Below are 17,352 nucleotides of genomic sequence, written 5' to 3' on the forward strand. Positions count from 1 at the left end.
TGACATTGTTTACATAGGAGAGAAATCATGGCAACCAAAAATAAAAATTCTAGTATAGAATCCTTCCAGCATCTACTAACCAAGCGTTCAACTATGTTTTGGATCATTAGTAGTTGCCTTATTTTCTTCTTTTTATTTATGCCGTTTCAAAGTGGCTTACTAAATGGTAGTCAGCCGACTGACGAAATAAATATATTGTATAGCTTTATCATAGGAGCTCTCTTATTAATTTGTATCGGTATTCATATGTATCAATCTCGTAACAACTCAATAGTACATACACCACTCCAATATGTCATCTGGAGCATTCCTCTTATCTATGGTATTTCGATGTTTGGAGCGGTATCTACTCATTATTCATACCTGGAATTTATGATTTGGATTTTTTACGCAATATTGTTCATGACTGCGTACCACCTGCTTCGTCAAAATGACGGTCAGCATATTGCTTTTTACATATATATGGGCTCTTCGTCAGTTATCGTTCTCTTCGGGATGATGAACTGGTTCGGTAATGCATCCTTATGGGGGTTATTGCCTTGGGAAGTTTATCAAGATGCGGCATGGAATAGTGGTATTGATATTAGACTGGCATCCGTCTTTCAATATGCAAATACTTATGCAGCTTATTTAATAGCTTTCTTATTCGCATGTTTGTTTACTATAGTAAGTTCGAAAAATAAATATATTGTACTTTTTGCATCATTTATGTTTGTACCGGCATTAATATCTTTTATCCTTACTCTTTCTCGTGGTGGATGGACGATCTTCCCAGTCATTCTAATCTTGGTCCTTCCATTACTAACATTTTCAAAGCAAATACAAGCTTTATTCCAGCTTGTACTAGCTCTAGTAGCAAGCGTTATTATGCTCCCGAGTATGAATAGTTATGGATTACTATTGCAACAAAATCATACGCAAGGTTCTGCCTTGCTGGCATGGGGCATCCTACTTGGAGGATCTCTCGTTACAGCTGTCATTGCTTTCGCTTTCCAAAAATATGTCGCTACTCGTCTCGAACAAAAACTTCAATCGTTTAACAAGCGCAAATGGATAATGTTCCTCATTCCGATAGTTGGTATTATTGCTGCTATAGCAGGTGCCTACCTATTGTTAGGAAATACTGGCTTTACCAAATTATTACCAGCGAGTATTGGTGATCGTATTGCAAATATTAATTTTAATCAGCACAGTGTGTTAGAACGAGGAACTTTCTACAAGGATGCACTATCTATATGGAAAGACTACCCTATTGATGGAGCTGGTGGTGGGGCATGGCAAGCTCTTTACCAGCAATATCAGAACAACCCGTATACTAGCAGTCTAGCCCATAGCTTCTTTATTCAAATGCTAGTAGAGGTTGGAGCTCTCGGTATGCTTGCTCTGTTCATGACGCTTGCTATTGTGTACTATTATTTCTTTAAGGCTTATATTAAAAAAACTGATGATGAAAAACTTATTCCTTCGATTTGGTATATTGTCGTTACATCGATTTTGATTCATAGCGTACTTGATTTCAATATGAGCTATATCTATCTTGGTGCACTTGTGTTCTTCTGCCTAGGTGCAATGCTGTCATCTAGTGAAGCAAGAACATTCCAATGGCAAACAAAGGTTAGATTTATTAAAATCAGGACGGCGGCTCCTTTTATATTAATAGTAGGTGCTTGCGGATTTTTAATCATAACAATGATTAATATTTCGGGCTATAATGCCTATCGTGATGTTCAGCAAGCCATTCAGACTCAAAGTGTGGAGCAATCATTAGAACAATTAAATACTGCTATCGATCGTGGTGGAAACCCGGCTTATTCAGAATTTAAAGTACAAGTATTAATTCAAACTTATGAATTAACGTATGAGGAGCATTATGCTACAGAAGCGCAACGAATACTTAATGCGATGAACAAAAATGAGCCTTATTACGAAAAATTCATATATCGTCAGTTAGATTTAAACAAACTTTTACATAAGGATGAAGATTCTGCAGTTGTAATTAAAGACGCGATCGAAAAGTACCCATGGGAAATCGATCTCTATGTAGAGCTTGCTCGAACACAATTTCGTAGAAGCGTAGCTGCACTGGAACAAGATGATCCACAGTCAGCCAAACAATATCTTCAATCTATTATCGATCTTCGTGATGAAGTATTAACAAAAGCATTAGAGTTAGAAAATTTACCAGATGCGCAATTGCAGGGTAGGGCATTTGGTATAACACCTAAGCTAGCAATGCCTATTGGTCAAGCCTTCTATGTACTCGGGGATTACGTGCAAGCAGAAAGTTACTTAGCACTTGCTTGGAACCCTGCTTTTAATGACAATAATGATACGATGGCAGCTCTATATTACTCTGCTGTTTTACAAAAGTTGAATCGTCCAAGTGAGGAAATTAATGCTGTTATTTTCTCAGCATTTGCTGATCGACAGGACGAACTGCAAGCGATTCTTGATGGATTAATCGCGGCACTACCTATTAACAACTAATAGAAAATCATATGTAATTGAGAATAAACGAAAAAATCGCCTTTAGCTATGAACTGTAACACCGATTGCTAGAAAAACAATTGGTGTTGCGGTCCTCTAGAGGCGATTTTTTTGTATCTAAATTGAGCTGCCCTTCTACACTCCCCTAATCAACAATCAACGCATACACAACGCCGGGTCCATGTACACCAATCGTTAGATCGTTCTCAATATCTGATGAACGACTTGGTCCAGATATAAAGTGTATTCCCGCAGGTAAATTCTCTCGACCCGCTTCGTCCAATGTAATAAGCACTTCACCAAGGCGTGTAACCATTCGTGATGCAGGAATGACGATGAAGAGTACCGTTGGCAACAAGCTAACCGAACGCCCCTTCTCCTTCGCAGACTTCACGACAACACTACCTGTATAGGCTACAGCATGATCTGCATAGACGATACCGAAGTCAGCTTGAGCTGCTTCACGTTTCCATAGAGTCTCAGAATCATTATTCCAAACCTTCACGGAAGCATTAGGAATTAATTGCTCTAATGATAACTCTGCCAGATCCTGCTCATCTTGGCGCACAATATGTGTAGGATTCATCTCCTTAGCTTTACCTGCAATGAAATCTGCTACTTGCTCCATATTGCTACACCGCTGAACATGACCACCTACCGACAGAAAATTAACGGTAAATTGTTCGATACATTTTTTCGTACTCCAATTATTATCACTCCAAAAATCTGGAGCTCCTCGGAACGGGTGTTGTGGTGCTTCCGTCATACGTGGATGACCAAGACGTGAGGATATATTATTCATAAATTTCTGTTGCTTAGCTTTCGATTGCTCGGTTAACTGATCTAACCACTGTTGATGCTTCTCCGTATTAGTGCCCATTGTGCTGACCACCTTTCTTCGCTGATTGCTGCTGTTCCACAGCAATACGCTCTAAGCGCTGCTTCATGTCATCCGACATTACGGGTGGTTGTGCCGTAAATTCACGCTCTAACTGTTCCCATCGATCACGGAAAGATTCCTTCGGTAGACTAGACGTCACCCGATATTTATTCCATGATTTCAATGGACCTAACTTCGTCTTAATAACGCCATTACGCACAACCAACTTTTGCCCTAACTTCCCAAGTCTCAGCACACCACCAAATCGACCTGAATTACCCATTACAGTTGCAAAACCTTGCATACCGATACTTTCTAGCTTATTGCCATGACCTGCTTCAACTTTTCGACGGCGCAAGTAGACGAGCATATCATGCAACGGAATTTTAACTGGACATGCCTCATAACAAGCTCCGCACAGACTCGAAGCATTAGCAATATCATCCCACTCCGCAACATTACTCTTCAGCGATGGGGTAAGTACTGCACCAATTGGTCCACTATACGTTCCACCGTAAGCATGACCACCAATATGGCGATAGACTGGACAGGCATTCAAGCAAGCTCCACAACGAATACAATTTAACAATTCTTGAAACTCGGGATCACCAAGCTGCAAGGAACGCCCATTATCTACTATAATAATATGCATTTCTTCTGGTCCGTCTCCATCTGCTTGACGCTTTGGCCCTGTAATGCCAGACATATACATCGTTAACTTCTGTCCAGTAGCAGAACGTGGCAATAATGTTGCCATCACTTCAAGATCAGCCCAAGAAGGAATAATACGCTCCATCCCCATCAATGTAATTTGCGTTTTCGGAAGTGTCGTTACCATTCTGGCGTTACCTTCATTCTCGAACAGCACCATCGAACCTGTCTCAGCGATCGCAAAGTTACAACCTGTCATCCCAATATCTGCTTCAAGAAACTTCTCGCGTAGTTTCTTACGGACAAATCCAGCTAGTACCGTCGTATCTGGCTCCAGCGTATAACCCGCTTCTTTACTTAATAGATCAGCGATTTGATAACGATTTTTGTGAATAGCAGGAATAACGATGTGGGAAGGCGTTTCATGAGCTAACTGAATAATATATTCACCTAAATCCGTCTCAATGGTCTCAACATCCATCGATTCCAGAGCCGTATTCAAATGTAACTCTTCGGATACCATCGACTTCGACTTGACGACTGACTTTGCTTCGACCTGCTTCGCGATGTTTAGTGTAATTTGCGCGGCTTCTGCCGCTGTATCTGCAAAGTGAATATGTACACCATTAGCACGTGCATTTTCAACAAAGGTATTTAAATAATAGTCTAGATGAGCAATCGTATGTAACCGAATTTGACGTCCTCTTTCCCGCCAGTCATCCCAGTTACCGTGTTCTTCAGTTGCTGCTTTCTTGCCATTACGTAGACGTTCGGTTGTGAACTTTACCGCTTTACGCAAAAACTCATCATGAAGCGCAAGTTCCGCTCTCTCTTTAACGGTATTAAGCTTTGATGTGAGTTGACTCACGGGCTATCACTCCTTCATATAAAAGTTCTGCCAAATGCATCACGCGAACATTCTCGCCGCGATACATCAGATTTCCCGCAATATTCATTAGGCATGCAAGGTCGAGTCCAACAAGCACCTCTGCCTCACTTTCAATGACATGATCCGCCTTCTCAGTCACCATAGCTCCAGATATATCACCCATCTTAATCGCAAATGTTCCACCAAACCCACAGCAATCTTCTGCAAATGGTAGTGGTACAAGTTCTAATCCATCAACATGTTGCATGAGCAATAATGGCTCTTGCTTTACGCCAAGAATACGGGTTCCATGACAAGACGGATGATACGTTACTTTATGTGGAAACATAGCTCCTACATCTGTAACCCCTATTACATTTACAAGAAATTGAGTAAATTCGTAAGATTTCGCTCGTAGTCTTTCTGCTCGCTGCAGATAAACGGGATTATGCTCAAACAACTTCGGGTAATGGTGAATCATGCCTGTACAAGAGCCAGACGGTGCAATAACAAAATCACTATCTTCAAAAGCATCAAGAATCGTAATAGCAGACTCGCGTGCTTGCTTCCAATAACCACTATTAAAAGCTGGCTGACCACAACAGGTTTGCGCGCTTGGAAATTGAAGCTCTACACCGTAACGAGCGAGTAGACGAGCCATCGCTTCTCCTACTCTTGGAAACAGCGCATCACTTAAGCATGTAATAAATAGAGATACTTTCATCGTTCCACTCCTATCTTTACTTATCTGTTTACTGACCTCTTACTTCTAATGATTTATTTACTATTTTCAAAAATAGCGCTGAGCTTCCATTGAAGCTAGCGCTATCTATTTTTTTGAGTTTCTTCTACTGCATGTAATTTCTGACTGAACTGGCTCATATGTCTCGATCCCAAAGGAATGTTGAACAAGTTGACGCGCTTGCCTTATATCTTGTAATTGTCCACTTAATATCCATTGTACTAGCATATTGCCAATCGCACTACCCTCAATTGGTCCAGCCCATACTAAATGCTACTTTACGTGAAAATTCAGCTTCTGCTGGAGCAAGAGATAATTTGTATAATTCAAGTGGCCAATATTCCACATTATAAGATTCATTTTCACTTAGTGAAACAAAACTTCCTAGAGCTGTTGCACCACGCATTACTGCAATTGCACAATGATAAAGCACACCACTTACTTGAGATATGAACCAGCTCTTGCCAGTGTTATTCATTCCGATACCAGGAATTAGAATAACTCGTGGAGCAGCCTCATAAGCCTCTTCGGAAGTTTCTCTCCAAAACTAAATAATATAGAACATTTGTTTTTGTATGAAAATACATAAAACAAAAATAAACAAAAAAATATACAATGATACTTTCGGATACTAATTCAGACTTCTTCAACTATCGAGTTTTAATCGTTCATTTCAATTCAAAAAGACTTCATCCCCAATTGCTAGAGTAATCTAACAAAAGGAGATAAAGTCTTTAATGGTTAAATTCTGCTTTTTGAACACGTACTTATAATGAATTGGAGCTTTACACTATTTTTTGTCTAAAAAGAAAGATACGATTTTAGCAATCTCAGCACGAGTAATCGGTTGTTTTGGATTAAGCTTACCGCTACCATCACCTTCAACAATACCTGCCGCAGCTAAATGCTGTACCGCTTCCTGAGCCCACCCTGCAATAGCTGCATCATCCGCGAAAGCAACATCGTTAGCTTGAGCAGCAGGCAATTTGTCCTTAAACATACGATATAGCATTACAAAAGCTTCTTCTCTAGTAATGGAATGATTCGGCTTAAAGCTACCATCGGTATACCCTGCTACAAAGCCGTGGTGAGTGAGTTGATTAATTGCTTCACTATACCAAGCATTTTGCTTCACATCAGTAAATGTACTGTTTTCTACTAATACAACTTTATTATTATACAAACGATATAATACTGTCATATATTCAGCACGAGTCATTAATGCGTTCGGTTTAATTGTGCCGTCTGCATAGCCAGTAAATATTTTATTGGCAACCAGCTGTTCAATATATTTTGCTGCCCAGTGATCTTTACTTAAATCATTGAAGGTTGGGGTATCAACTTCTTCTTCAGTTGTGCCGCCTTCTTCTTTAGGTTCCTCAGTAGTCCCTTCCTCTGTCGAACCACCACCCCCTGGACTAGGTGTTGGAGTTGGAGTATTTACTGTTTCCACTAATATTGTACTACTTTCGCTAGCTTCGCTTTCAACATGAATACGAGACACTGCTGCAACGGCATACGTATAGGTTTCACCTACTACCGCTGTCTCATCTACAAAGGATTGCAGTGAACCATTCACAGCACGAACAGTTGCAATCAAGTGCTCTGATGTAGAAATATTAGGGGTAGCATTACCATCTGCACGATATATCGTATAGTAAGCAGCATCCTCTCCACTAGTCGCCATATTCCAGCTTAGCTGTACTCCAGTTTTCACACTCTTTATTGTGTTGATGAGAGGTACTTGTGGTGCTGTTCCATCCAACCAAGACATCTCTGGAATAAGTGCTGGACGTGCATAGGTCTCTTTAATTGCATCTAAAATACCTAAAGGATTTGCTAAGAAGTGATTGGAGCTGAACAAAATACTTCCATCTACTGCACCTTGTTTACCTTGATTGTATCGAAGCTGTGCAGGCAATTGATCTTCATTCTCCCAACCACTAGTGCCTACCTTATACGTTGCATGACCAATGTATAAATGTACGTCATGTGTATTGGCATGTTCATTTACCTCATTAACCCACCAATCAACAAGTACATCATAAGCTGCTGCATTGTAACCAAAATGCCAATAAATTTGTGGGGCGATGTAATCTACCCAGCCTTCTTGAATCCATGTTCTAGTATCTGCATAAATCGCTGAATAGCTCTCTAAACCATTCGTTGCTGATCCAGTTGCATCACTAGATTTATTTTTCCAAATACCAAATGGACTAATTCCAAATTTGACATAATCCTTACTTTCCTTAATGGTGTCATGTAAGCCTGATACCACTTCATTCACATTATTACGACGCCAATCACTTAATGAAAGATTGCCTCCTGCAGCTGTGTAATCCCCATACTGCTCTGCATCATTAAAACTTTGCGATGATGGATAAGGATAGAAATAGTCATCCATATGAATGCCATCAATATTATAGTTCACTACAATCTCATTGACCGCTTCAATAATGTAATTGCGAGCTTCCTCTATACCCGGGTTAAAGTATAACTTACCTTCATAATTAACAATCCAGTCTGGATGTTGACGCGCTGGATGAGTTTCTACTAGAGCTTCGATATCAGTATTCATAGAAACGCGGAATGGATTCACCCAAGCATGGAACTCCATATTGCGTTTATGAGCTTCCTCAATCATAAATGCTAGTGGATCATAGTTATCCGCTGGTGCAACCCCTTGTTTACCTGTTAACCAATGTGACCATGGGAAATACTCTGACGGGAAGAATGAATCAGCTGTTGGTCGTACTTGAGTGAAGATAGCATTAATTCCTGCTGCCTGTAATTCATCAAGCAACTTAATAAAATCTTCGCGCTGAGATGCCGGATCTACATCTCCTTTAGTTGGCCAGTCGATATTTTCAACTGTAGAAATCCAAGCTCCACGAAGCTCATGCTTTGGATTACTGATATCATTCGTTACTACTAGTGTTTGTTGTGCTGTTTGTCCATTAACATTAGCACGAACCGTTGTTACTCCTGGAGTTAAAGCTGTAATTACTCCTGTGTCGGCATCAATTGTAGCAATCGAAGCATTATCAATAGAGTATGTTACTCCTTCAGTAATTGGTTTCTCGCCTTCAATGCGATACGTACCTATAACCTTTGCACTTAGAGCCTCTCCACCAATAATGGCAGAGAATACATCCTTAATGGCAATAGATCTCAATTCTCCTGGCTTCACCTCTAAGCTGTAGCTTGCAGTTAGTTCTCCATATTGTTCAGTCATCAATGTAGCCGTAATCGTTGCTGTACCATAGCTAATACCACGAAGTATGTTGCCATCTACAGCTAATATCGCCTCATCATTAGAGGTAATAAAAGCTGATTGCGTTACATCAAAAAGTTGATTATTATCAAAAACAGAGTATACATGAACTGCACCATCCTCAGATGGAACTAGTGTGCTTGGTCCAGTAATAACTAGATTGTTCGACTCCACCTGTTCATCCGTAACTGTTAATTCATAGGTTGAAATTGCACCATTATAGGAAGCTGTTAATGTAGTTGTACCAGCAGCTAGCGCTGTAATCATTCCATCGGCAGCAACCTCAGCAACTGATTGATCTGAGCTGCTAAATGTAACTAGATTGGCTGCTACTGCGGCTGGCATTTTATAGCCTGCTTTAGTTTCAAGCATTTGAGCATTAAGTATTTCTCCAATATGCATTGGTTTCACATTACTCCATTGAAATTCTAACGATGTCGTATTTCCATAAATCATTGAAATTTGATCAAAATAAAGGGTACCACTTGTTTTAGCACCAATTTCTACATAATAGATGAAGTTTAATTTATAAGGACCCGTTAAATTTGTAGGAAGATTAGCGCTGACATATTGCCACCCATCTATTACAGTTGACGTCGTCGTAAAATCTATTGTTGCTTGGGTTTTATTTGCATCTTGAACCTGAGCACGTATCCAGTGCTTAAAGCCAGCTCCGTAAACCCAAAAACCAATTTTACTAGGAGAGCCAACAATTGTACGTCCAGCAGAGCCATCGTTATCATAAAAACGTAGATAGGCTGCGGATGTAGCGGTCGATCCAGTAAAATCATACGTTAACTTCGCTGCAGATAAACCATGTACTGCTGGATCAGGCCTAGTTGATTGCTCAAGCATTGCATAGTCAGTAGCAACACTTTTCGTGAGGTATACATCACTCATATCCTCAAAATCCTCGAACACTAAACTCGACGAGCTGTTAGCTTGCATCTCCGCTGCATAGGACACTCCCGATAAAGCGGAAAAACTTGAAGAGACAATCAAAAAGCTTAATAGTACCATAAACATACGATTAAAACGCTTCATTAATCACAATCTCCCTTCTTCTTATGTAGATATCGAGGCTGAAAAAAAGCGCTTACAATATTAATTTTGACAATAAATTTCAAAATAAAATATCAATATTAATATTATTTATAGAATTTTATTCCAACCTCAAGTTCATCATAGTGTATTGCGGTAAGTTTTGTAAATCCCTTTTAACAAAATTGATTAGAAAAATTCGATGTATATACCAGATCAAGTAAAAGTCGAGTGAAAATTAGGATGACAACCCCTAATTTTCGCTCGGCTTAATAAGCTTTTCGATCTGTATATTAGACTCTTTTAACAAATTAGTTTTCTAGCTAATGATCCTATAGTTAACAATGTTAAGTTCCGCCCAATTAACTGAGGTCCTCCTTTCGCTGTCTCATTCTTAGAGAAAATAAAAAAAAGTATGCCTCATGGCATACCTTTTTGTGTAAATAACAATACTTATTAATCTAACTTACTCCACCGAAGTCTTAGCACGCTTCGTAAAGAAAGCAACAATAATTGCAATGATTGCAAAACCAAATCCGATTACAAATGCATTGTGTATACCAGAAACTAGTGCTCCTATCTGTTCAACAACAGAAGTTGGATCTGTTGATTCCGCCAAGTAACTTTTCTGCCCAGCTGACATAATACTAATGAAGAATGCAAAGCCTATCGCACCCGCTACTTGAGACAATGTATTTAGAATAGCGGTACCATGTGGATAATAGCGTGGCGGAAGTTGATTCAAACCATTCGTTTGTGCTGGCATCATAATCATCGAGATCGCTACCATTAAGCAAATATGCAAAATAATAAATGTCGTTTTCGAAGTATCAGCCGAAACTTGTGTAAAGAACCACATCACGATTGCCAATACTACAGTACCAGGAACCATTAGCGCTCTTGGACCAAATTTATCAAACAATTTACCTGTAATTGGTGAAATGAGTCCATTTAAGAGACTGCCCGGCAACATAATTAGTCCTGAGGCATAAACCGTCAATCCTAGCGCACCTTGGAATAGGAATGGTAGTAACGCCATTGTCGAGAACATTGTCATCATCATGATGATGAGTAGAATCGTAGTTAGTGTAAACATCGGAAATTTAAATGCTCTAAGATCCAATAATGGCTCCTTCAATTTCAATTGACGAATGACGAATAGAAGCAATGCAATTAGCCCTACACCAATCATTCCGTACACTTCTAGCTGATCCCATCCTTTGTAGGAACTACTAAATCCATATACAATCCCACCAAATCCGATGGTTGATAAAAGAATAGAAATGACATCTACTCTAGGTTTCGTAGGTTGAGATAAATTTTTCAAATAAATGAAAGCGAATATAATGGAGAAGAGAGCAAATGGAAGAACAATGAAAAATAGCCATCTCCATTCCAATGAGTCTAATATAATACCCGAAAGCGTTGGTCCAATCGCTGGCGCGAACATAATAACAAGCCCGATAGTTCCCATTGCTCCTCCGCGCTTTTCTGGAGGATACAGCAATAGTATTGTGTTCATAAGTACTGGCATCATTAATCCTGTACCTAATGCTTGTAATAAACGTCCAATCAGAAGTACAGAGAACCCAGGTGCAATTCCACAAACGATAGTACCTATTGTAAATAAGGTCATTGCTCCTAAAAATACTTGCCTTGTTGTAAACCATTGGACTAACAACGCTGAAGCTGGAATAAGTACAGCTACAACTAACATATACCCCGTTGAGAGCCATTGAAGTGTCGAAGCAGTCACATTTAATTCAATGACTAATTGCGGAATGGCATTACTGAGTAACGTTTCATTAAGTATTGAGAAAAACGCACCAATAATTAAAGAAATCATAATTGGTAACCTCTTCACATTCGCTATACCTTGAGATTGCAAAGAGGCAGATGAAGCTGAATTATTCATTATTAATCCTCCACTGTAAATAAAATTGCTTTCTTATTTCTGTTTCTTATTCGTGTTTAACCAATGATGTATTTTTACCGAACTGATAACGGTAAACGACAACGACAACGATAATCAATATGGCCATTACGACAAAAATATTACTATAAACACTGGCAGCATCATTCGTTATAAGTGGGTTGAACTTTATAGAAGATGAGCCTTTGTCTAGCAATTTTCCGACTACACTCATTGCCATCGCACCCGAGATAAAATTAATCATCGAGAGTAATCCCATGCCGACTCCTGTCTCTTCTTTGGCCAAAGTGCGTGAAATCGTGTTCGACATCGCAATTTGCATGAAAGTCTGACCTACATTACCTAGTATTAGAATTACTGCAATAATGTATGCTGATGCTCCAATGAATGAAGATAGCAGTGAGAATGAGGCAAATATTAATACCGAGGCTATAAAAACAAGTGTGTAGTTACCACGAGCATCAGCTAACTTTCCTCCCTTGCGTCCAAAAATTGCCGAAGCAATCGCAGCTGGAACGAGAACGAAACCAATATTGGCAGGTGTTAAGTTATTAACTGTTGCTAGAAATTGTGGCGTAATAAAAGTTAAACTAAAGCTCATGGCAGTCGTCATAAAAGCAATCATAAGACCCATCGAATAGGTCTTATTGCGAAACAAACTTGGTTTAATAAATGGTTCAGCAGCTTTCCGAATTCGAATAATGAATAGTACTAGCATTACTATTCCTCCGAACAAAAACATCAGTTGCGATTGTGTAATCGCAAGCAAGAACATAGCTACCGTAGCTGCTAATAAACCGCCCCCAAGAACATCAATACTTCCTGCGTTCCCCTTCACATTGTCTAAATACTTTCTAAAGAAAGGTAGCGTTATTAACGGAAGTAGAGAAAGAACGAACATAAGTCTCCAGTTTCCAAAGCTAGTGAGCAAGCCTGCTACAACTGGACCTAGCGCACTTCCTAGTGCAAGACCTATAGCAGAAGTTCCAAGTGCTCTCCCTCTTTGTTCAGGTGCAAAGTATCTTGTCGGGATAATCATCGCCGTTGCAGGTAGAACCGAAGCTCCTGCAGCTTGAATAACTCGCCCTAAAATAATAACCCAAAATTGTGAAGCAAGCAATCCAATTAATGAACCTATTCCAAAAATAATAAGACCATATGTTAGCAAATCTTTCAACCTATATTTGTCAGCTAATTTACCCATTACTATTGAACCTATCGCGTATAATACCATGTAACTCGTCATTATCCAACTGACCTGAGACGGAACTAGTTGAAATTCTTTTCCTATTTCAGGGAGTGCTACATTAAACATCGTCCCGTTCATAACTGAGAATATTAACGCAACAACGAGTACTTTTAGTAGCTTATCTGCATTTTGCGAAGATGATTCTGTCATAATTGTACCCTCTCTTCTCTTCAATTTTAACTATTTCTTTTATAATAATTGTGTAAATGCAGCCCCATGCAATGCTGCAAGAGCTAAAGCCAAGAGCATTAGAATAGTAGCAGGGATTATTTTATCGAGCTAATATTAATAAAACTTGAAGTACTACCGCTACAATAGTCATTTGAAATCCTCCGTTAGTATGATGTGACCGTAAGTTGAATACACGATAATCATATTATAGTGAGTATCCTCACTAAGAGCAACAACATATTTTACTATGCACATTTCTTCCATTGATATAGCTATATGTTTGCATAATATTTCAATAATCCATGCACCGGTTTAATTGAAATATTATGCAGTTAAATAGTAACAACCCCATTCAACATTGAATGGGGTTGTTACTATTTATAAACTTATTTAATGAAGAGCTTAACAATGATGATATAATGCAGTCATTTTGCGAACTATTATTTACTTGAACCTTCCGCATGGTCGTTCACTTTAAAGCTACGTGCCCAGTACAGAACGGGAGTTGCAACAACCGATATAATAAACTTAAAGATATATGTCGTAAAAACAATTTGTAGCCATTCTTGCAATGAATATAGTCCTACAAAAGCAACAGTACAAAACACGATAGAATCTACAAGTTGACTTATTCCGGTACTAACATTTGTACGAATCCAAAATTGATTTTTAGCACCAAATCTTTTTCTCAAATAACCGTACACTTTTACATCCAAAAACTGACTAGTTAAGTAGGCTAACAAGCTACCTGCAGCAAGACGCGGCATAAGACCGAATATCGTCTGTAACGATTCCTGGGCAAAATCAGTTTCCTGTGGCGTAAATTTAAGCACCATTTGCATCATAATCGTAGCAGTAATAAGCGTGAAAAATCCAAACCATACGGCACGCTTTGCCTCTTGTGGCCCATACTTCTCATTAAGTAAATCCGTACTCATCGAGATCGTTGTATAGATCGTATTGCCTAACGTCATAATGATACCGACAGTGAAAATAGACAGTTCAATCGTCTTAGTCACTTGAATATTAGCAATAACCGTTGCAAAGGCAATCCATGCATAAAGACCTGTTTTACCAAAGAAACGATAACATGCTAGAAATAACATAAAATTAACCGCGATAAATAAAATACCCCAACCTAAATTAAACACAAAAATCCTCCTTAGTTTTGTTGACGCGGGAAGTTTACGAACCGCGGGCCAATTTTTTGACCAGAGATAAGGATATCAAATTTTGTCACAGAAAGAAACTGTATATATTTTCAAGTGTTAATCGTACATTTTATTAAACGAAGGGAATTTCCAACTACTGTGCAAATCTATCGCCCTTGTTGCACAACAAATAGGGCAGTCCTAGAAATTAATCGTCGTTTACGACCTTCTAAGACTGCCCTAGTATAGCATTCATTGACTAGCCAAATTTAATAATTCCAATGGAATACAGGAACACGAAAATAATAGAAATAGGAACGACTACTCTTAACATTAGCAGCCATAACTTGAACCACCATCCCTTGAGTCCTGCCTCTGCTCCTGCTTGCTTCCATACGTAACCTGTAAATATCGTTACGATTAAACCTCCAATAGGTGTTAACACATAGGAAGATAAAAAGTCGACCGTATCAAATATCGACATACCAAAAGGTGTAAAACCACCTAGTACACCACCAACGGATAAAGCAGATGGAACTCCTACTAGAAAGCAGAGCGTAGATATAATAATAGCGGCTTTTTTACGTGACCATTTCCATTTATCAATCGCAAAAGCGACAGGAACCTCTAGTATAGAAACCGCAGAGGTTAATGCAGCTACCGCTAGCAATAGGAAGAACAAGCCACCAAAGAAGAAGCCGAACGACATTTGTGAGAACGCTGCTGGTAATGCCATAAAGGCAAGACCTACTCCTTCACCAGGTTCTAGACCATAAGAGAACACTGTTGGGAATATAACAAGACCCGCTATAAAAGCGTAAAGTACGTTACTTGAGCCGATCGCAAGTGTCGCTTTACCTAATGATTGTTCCTTCTGAACATAAGCACCATAAGTGATCATTGCACCCATCCCTAGTGATAAGGAATAGAAGGCATGTCCCAACGCTACAAGTACAGATTCGGCATTAAGCTTTGAAAAATCTGGTTTTAAGAAAAAGTTAATCCCTTCACTTGCACCAGGTAAAGTAACCGATCTTATCATAAGGATAATTAATATGATTAAAAATCCTGGAATCATAATTTTATTGAATTTCTCAATTCCACTCGATACACCTTTAACAATGACAAAACCTGTAATAGCCATAACAATAAACTGCCATACTACCGGCCAATAACCAGCAGCAAAGTCTACAAATTTCAACTTATAGTCTATTGAATCTCCATATAATAGTCCGGTAAATGATTCAACGGTATAATTTAACGTCCAACCTGCTACTACACTGTAGTAGGACATAATGATAAAAGCAGTTATGATGGATAGAAACCCGAATAATCCCCAATACTTTTTACCAGTTAACTTAAATAATGAAGAAGATGCATTCCCTCTTCCGCCACGTCCAATCGTCATTTCTGCAAGTAAAATCGGTAAACCTACAATAATTAAGCAGACGAGGAAAAGCAAGAAAAAGGCTGCTCCGCCATACTTCCCTGTTATGTATGGGAACTTCCACATCGTACCGAGACCAATCGAACTACCAATAGCAGATAAGATGAATCCAGAAGAGGTAAACCTCTCTTTTTTCTGCTTCCCAGATGTTATGTTTTCACTTGAATTGCTACTCATGATGCGACCAACTTTCCTCCTGATGATAAACTTTCTTCATGATGATAAAATTTCCCTACCTATTATAACACTATTGTTTAGCTCATATGCTATGGAATTAATTAGTTGAGTTTTTAGATAAGAAACATTCAATACAAAAAGCCCATTCTTATAAGAATAGGCTCATCTATGTAGCGTTATTCGATTACTTCATAGCATTAACCGTCTCTCCTTTAATAAGAGAAACATAGATTCGTTCAGGTTCAACAGGCTCTCCAGACAACATTTTGAGTAACTGCTCAGAAGCGAGTGCTCCCCATTTATGCATAGAATAATCAATAGTTGCTAATCTTGGTTGAACAAACTGGGATAGTTCAATATTATCAAATCCAATGAGATGAATATGTTCGCCAATAATAAGATCAGTATACTTGCGAATATAACCATATAGACCAATAGCCATCTCATCATTAAGACAGAACACAGCAACCGGTCTTGTATACTCCTGGGCAATGCGCTTTGCCGCAGCTTCCCCCGCTATTTTACTAAAATCACCTAAAATCTCGATATGTTCAACTTCCGGAACACGAGCTATCACTTGATGAACCGCACGTAATCTTTGATTAGCATCATAAGAGCCTTCTGGGCCTGTTACCGTATATATTTTGACATGGCCTTGTTCGATTAAATATTCCAAAGCAAGTGTTGCTCCAGCTTTATTGTCGAGCAGTACTTGATTAATATGAGCATGATTCATTTCACGATCCAATACGACGGCTTTATATCCATCATTCGAATATTGCAGTAGCTCTTCTGTAGAAAAAGTTGCATCGAGAATAATGGCTCCATCGATCATTCGCTCGGGAATTAATCTGCGTGATTGTGACCCACTACATACGAGTAGATCGTAACCTTTTGTCTGTAAATAATCTTTAATCCCTTGTAACAAATCTCCATAGAAGCTGCCACTGAAATCGGTCAAAAATATACCAATTAAGTTCGATTTTCTAGTTTTCAATAAACGAGCAGCTGCATGGGGCACGTAATTCAAATCTTTAGCTATTGCCAATATTTTTGCTGCGGTTTTCTTCGTTACTTTGTTACTGCCATTTAGTGCATATGAAACTGTGGAGATCGAGACTCCTGCCTGTTTTGCAATATCTTTAATACTAGCCAAAATTCTCGCACCTCTTTCATTACTGGTGAAACGTTTATATTTTTATATTATCAGAAATAAAATAACGATACAACTCACCAATTTAGTCATATAAACCTCTATATATTGCAATTGACAGCGTTATC

General features: G+C 38.9%; 10 protein-coding genes and 1 pseudogene. 1 reads left to right on the forward strand and 10 read right to left on the reverse strand.

Annotation, left to right across the window (positions count from 1 at the left end; all coding sequences use genetic code 11):
* The first annotated feature begins 27 nt into the window (after nucleotides 1–27).
* Nucleotides 28–2,487, forward strand: coding sequence for an O-antigen ligase family protein (locus NAG76_04005; protein ID URN95434.1), 2,460 nt, complete (start codon nucleotides 28–30; stop codon nucleotides 2,485–2,487).
* 145 nt (nucleotides 2,488–2,632) lie between these two features.
* Here NAG76_04005 and NAG76_04010 read toward each other — a convergent pair whose 3' ends face one another.
* From NAG76_04010 to NAG76_04055, 10 genes and pseudogenes are all read right to left on the reverse strand, one after another.
* Complete coding sequence (locus NAG76_04010; GenBank protein ID URN95435.1) at nucleotides 2,633–3,367, reverse strand: lactate utilization protein; 735 nt, start codon at nucleotides 3,365–3,367, stop codon at nucleotides 2,633–2,635.
* Nucleotides 3,357–4,886: a LutB/LldF family L-lactate oxidation iron-sulfur protein gene (locus NAG76_04015; protein URN95436.1), complete on the reverse strand. Its 1,530-nt coding sequence runs from the start codon at nucleotides 4,884–4,886 to the stop codon at nucleotides 3,357–3,359. The genes NAG76_04010 and NAG76_04015 overlap by 11 nt, the downstream gene beginning before the upstream one ends.
* Nucleotides 4,861–5,610, reverse strand: coding sequence for a (Fe-S)-binding protein (locus NAG76_04020; GenBank protein ID URN95437.1), 750 nt, complete (start codon nucleotides 5,608–5,610; stop codon nucleotides 4,861–4,863). Before NAG76_04020 ends, NAG76_04015 begins: the two co-directional genes overlap by 26 nt.
* Nucleotides 5,611–5,896: 286 nt before the next feature.
* Nucleotides 5,897–6,148: pseudogene (locus NAG76_04025) on the reverse strand (bifunctional rhamnulose-1-phosphate aldolase/short-chain dehydrogenase).
* A 270-nt stretch (nucleotides 6,149–6,418) separates the two neighbouring features.
* Nucleotides 6,419–9,946, reverse strand: coding sequence for a family 10 glycosylhydrolase (locus tag NAG76_04030; GenBank protein URN95438.1), 3,528 nt, complete (start codon nucleotides 9,944–9,946; stop codon nucleotides 6,419–6,421).
* Nucleotides 9,947–10,409: 463 nt separating this feature from the next.
* Entirely contained in the window at nucleotides 10,410–11,858 is a 1,449-nt protein-coding gene (locus NAG76_04035) for a DHA2 family efflux MFS transporter permease subunit (protein ID URN95439.1), read from the reverse strand.
* 46 nt (nucleotides 11,859–11,904) lie between these two features.
* Entirely contained in the window at nucleotides 11,905–13,275 is a 1,371-nt protein-coding gene (locus NAG76_04040; protein ID URN95440.1) for an MFS transporter, read from the reverse strand.
* Nucleotides 13,276–13,736: 461 nt separating this feature from the next.
* On the reverse strand, nucleotides 13,737–14,447 hold the full coding sequence (locus tag NAG76_04045; GenBank protein URN95441.1) for a queuosine precursor transporter: 711 nt from the start codon (nucleotides 14,445–14,447) through the stop codon (nucleotides 13,737–13,739).
* A 259-nt stretch (nucleotides 14,448–14,706) separates the two neighbouring features.
* Nucleotides 14,707–16,071, reverse strand: a complete 1,365-nt coding sequence (locus NAG76_04050; GenBank protein URN95442.1) for a sodium-dependent transporter — start codon at nucleotides 16,069–16,071, stop codon at nucleotides 14,707–14,709.
* A gap of 184 nt (nucleotides 16,072–16,255) precedes the next feature.
* Nucleotides 16,256–17,227: a LacI family transcriptional regulator gene (locus tag NAG76_04055; protein ID URN95443.1), complete on the reverse strand. Its 972-nt coding sequence runs from the start codon at nucleotides 17,225–17,227 to the stop codon at nucleotides 16,256–16,258.
* Nucleotides 17,228–17,352 lie beyond the last annotated feature (125 nt).

Origin of the sequence: Candidatus Pristimantibacillus lignocellulolyticus, assembly GCA_023639215.1 — a bacterium.
Lineage (GTDB): Bacteria > Bacillota > Bacilli > Paenibacillales > Paenibacillaceae > Pristimantibacillus > Pristimantibacillus lignocellulolyticus.

Coding starts and splice junctions, on each gene's coding strand:
- NAG76_04040 (URN95440.1), bottom strand. CDS start 13,275: ATGACAGAATCATCTTCGCAAAATGCAGATAAGCTACTAAAAGTACTC.
- NAG76_04010 (URN95435.1), bottom strand. CDS start 3,367: ATGGGCACTAATACGGAGAAGCATCAACAGTGGTTAGATCAGTTAACC.
- NAG76_04020 (URN95437.1), bottom strand. CDS start 5,610: ATGAAAGTATCTCTATTTATTACATGCTTAAGTGATGCGCTGTTTCCA.
- NAG76_04005 (URN95434.1), top strand. CDS start 28: ATGGCAACCAAAAATAAAAATTCTAGTATAGAATCCTTCCAGCATCTA.
- NAG76_04035 (URN95439.1), bottom strand. CDS start 11,858: ATGAATAATTCAGCTTCATCTGCCTCTTTGCAATCTCAAGGTATAGCG.
- NAG76_04050 (URN95442.1), bottom strand. CDS start 16,071: ATGAGTAGCAATTCAAGTGAAAACATAACATCTGGGAAGCAGAAAAAA.
- NAG76_04030 (URN95438.1), bottom strand. CDS start 9,946: ATGAAGCGTTTTAATCGTATGTTTATGGTACTATTAAGCTTTTTGATT.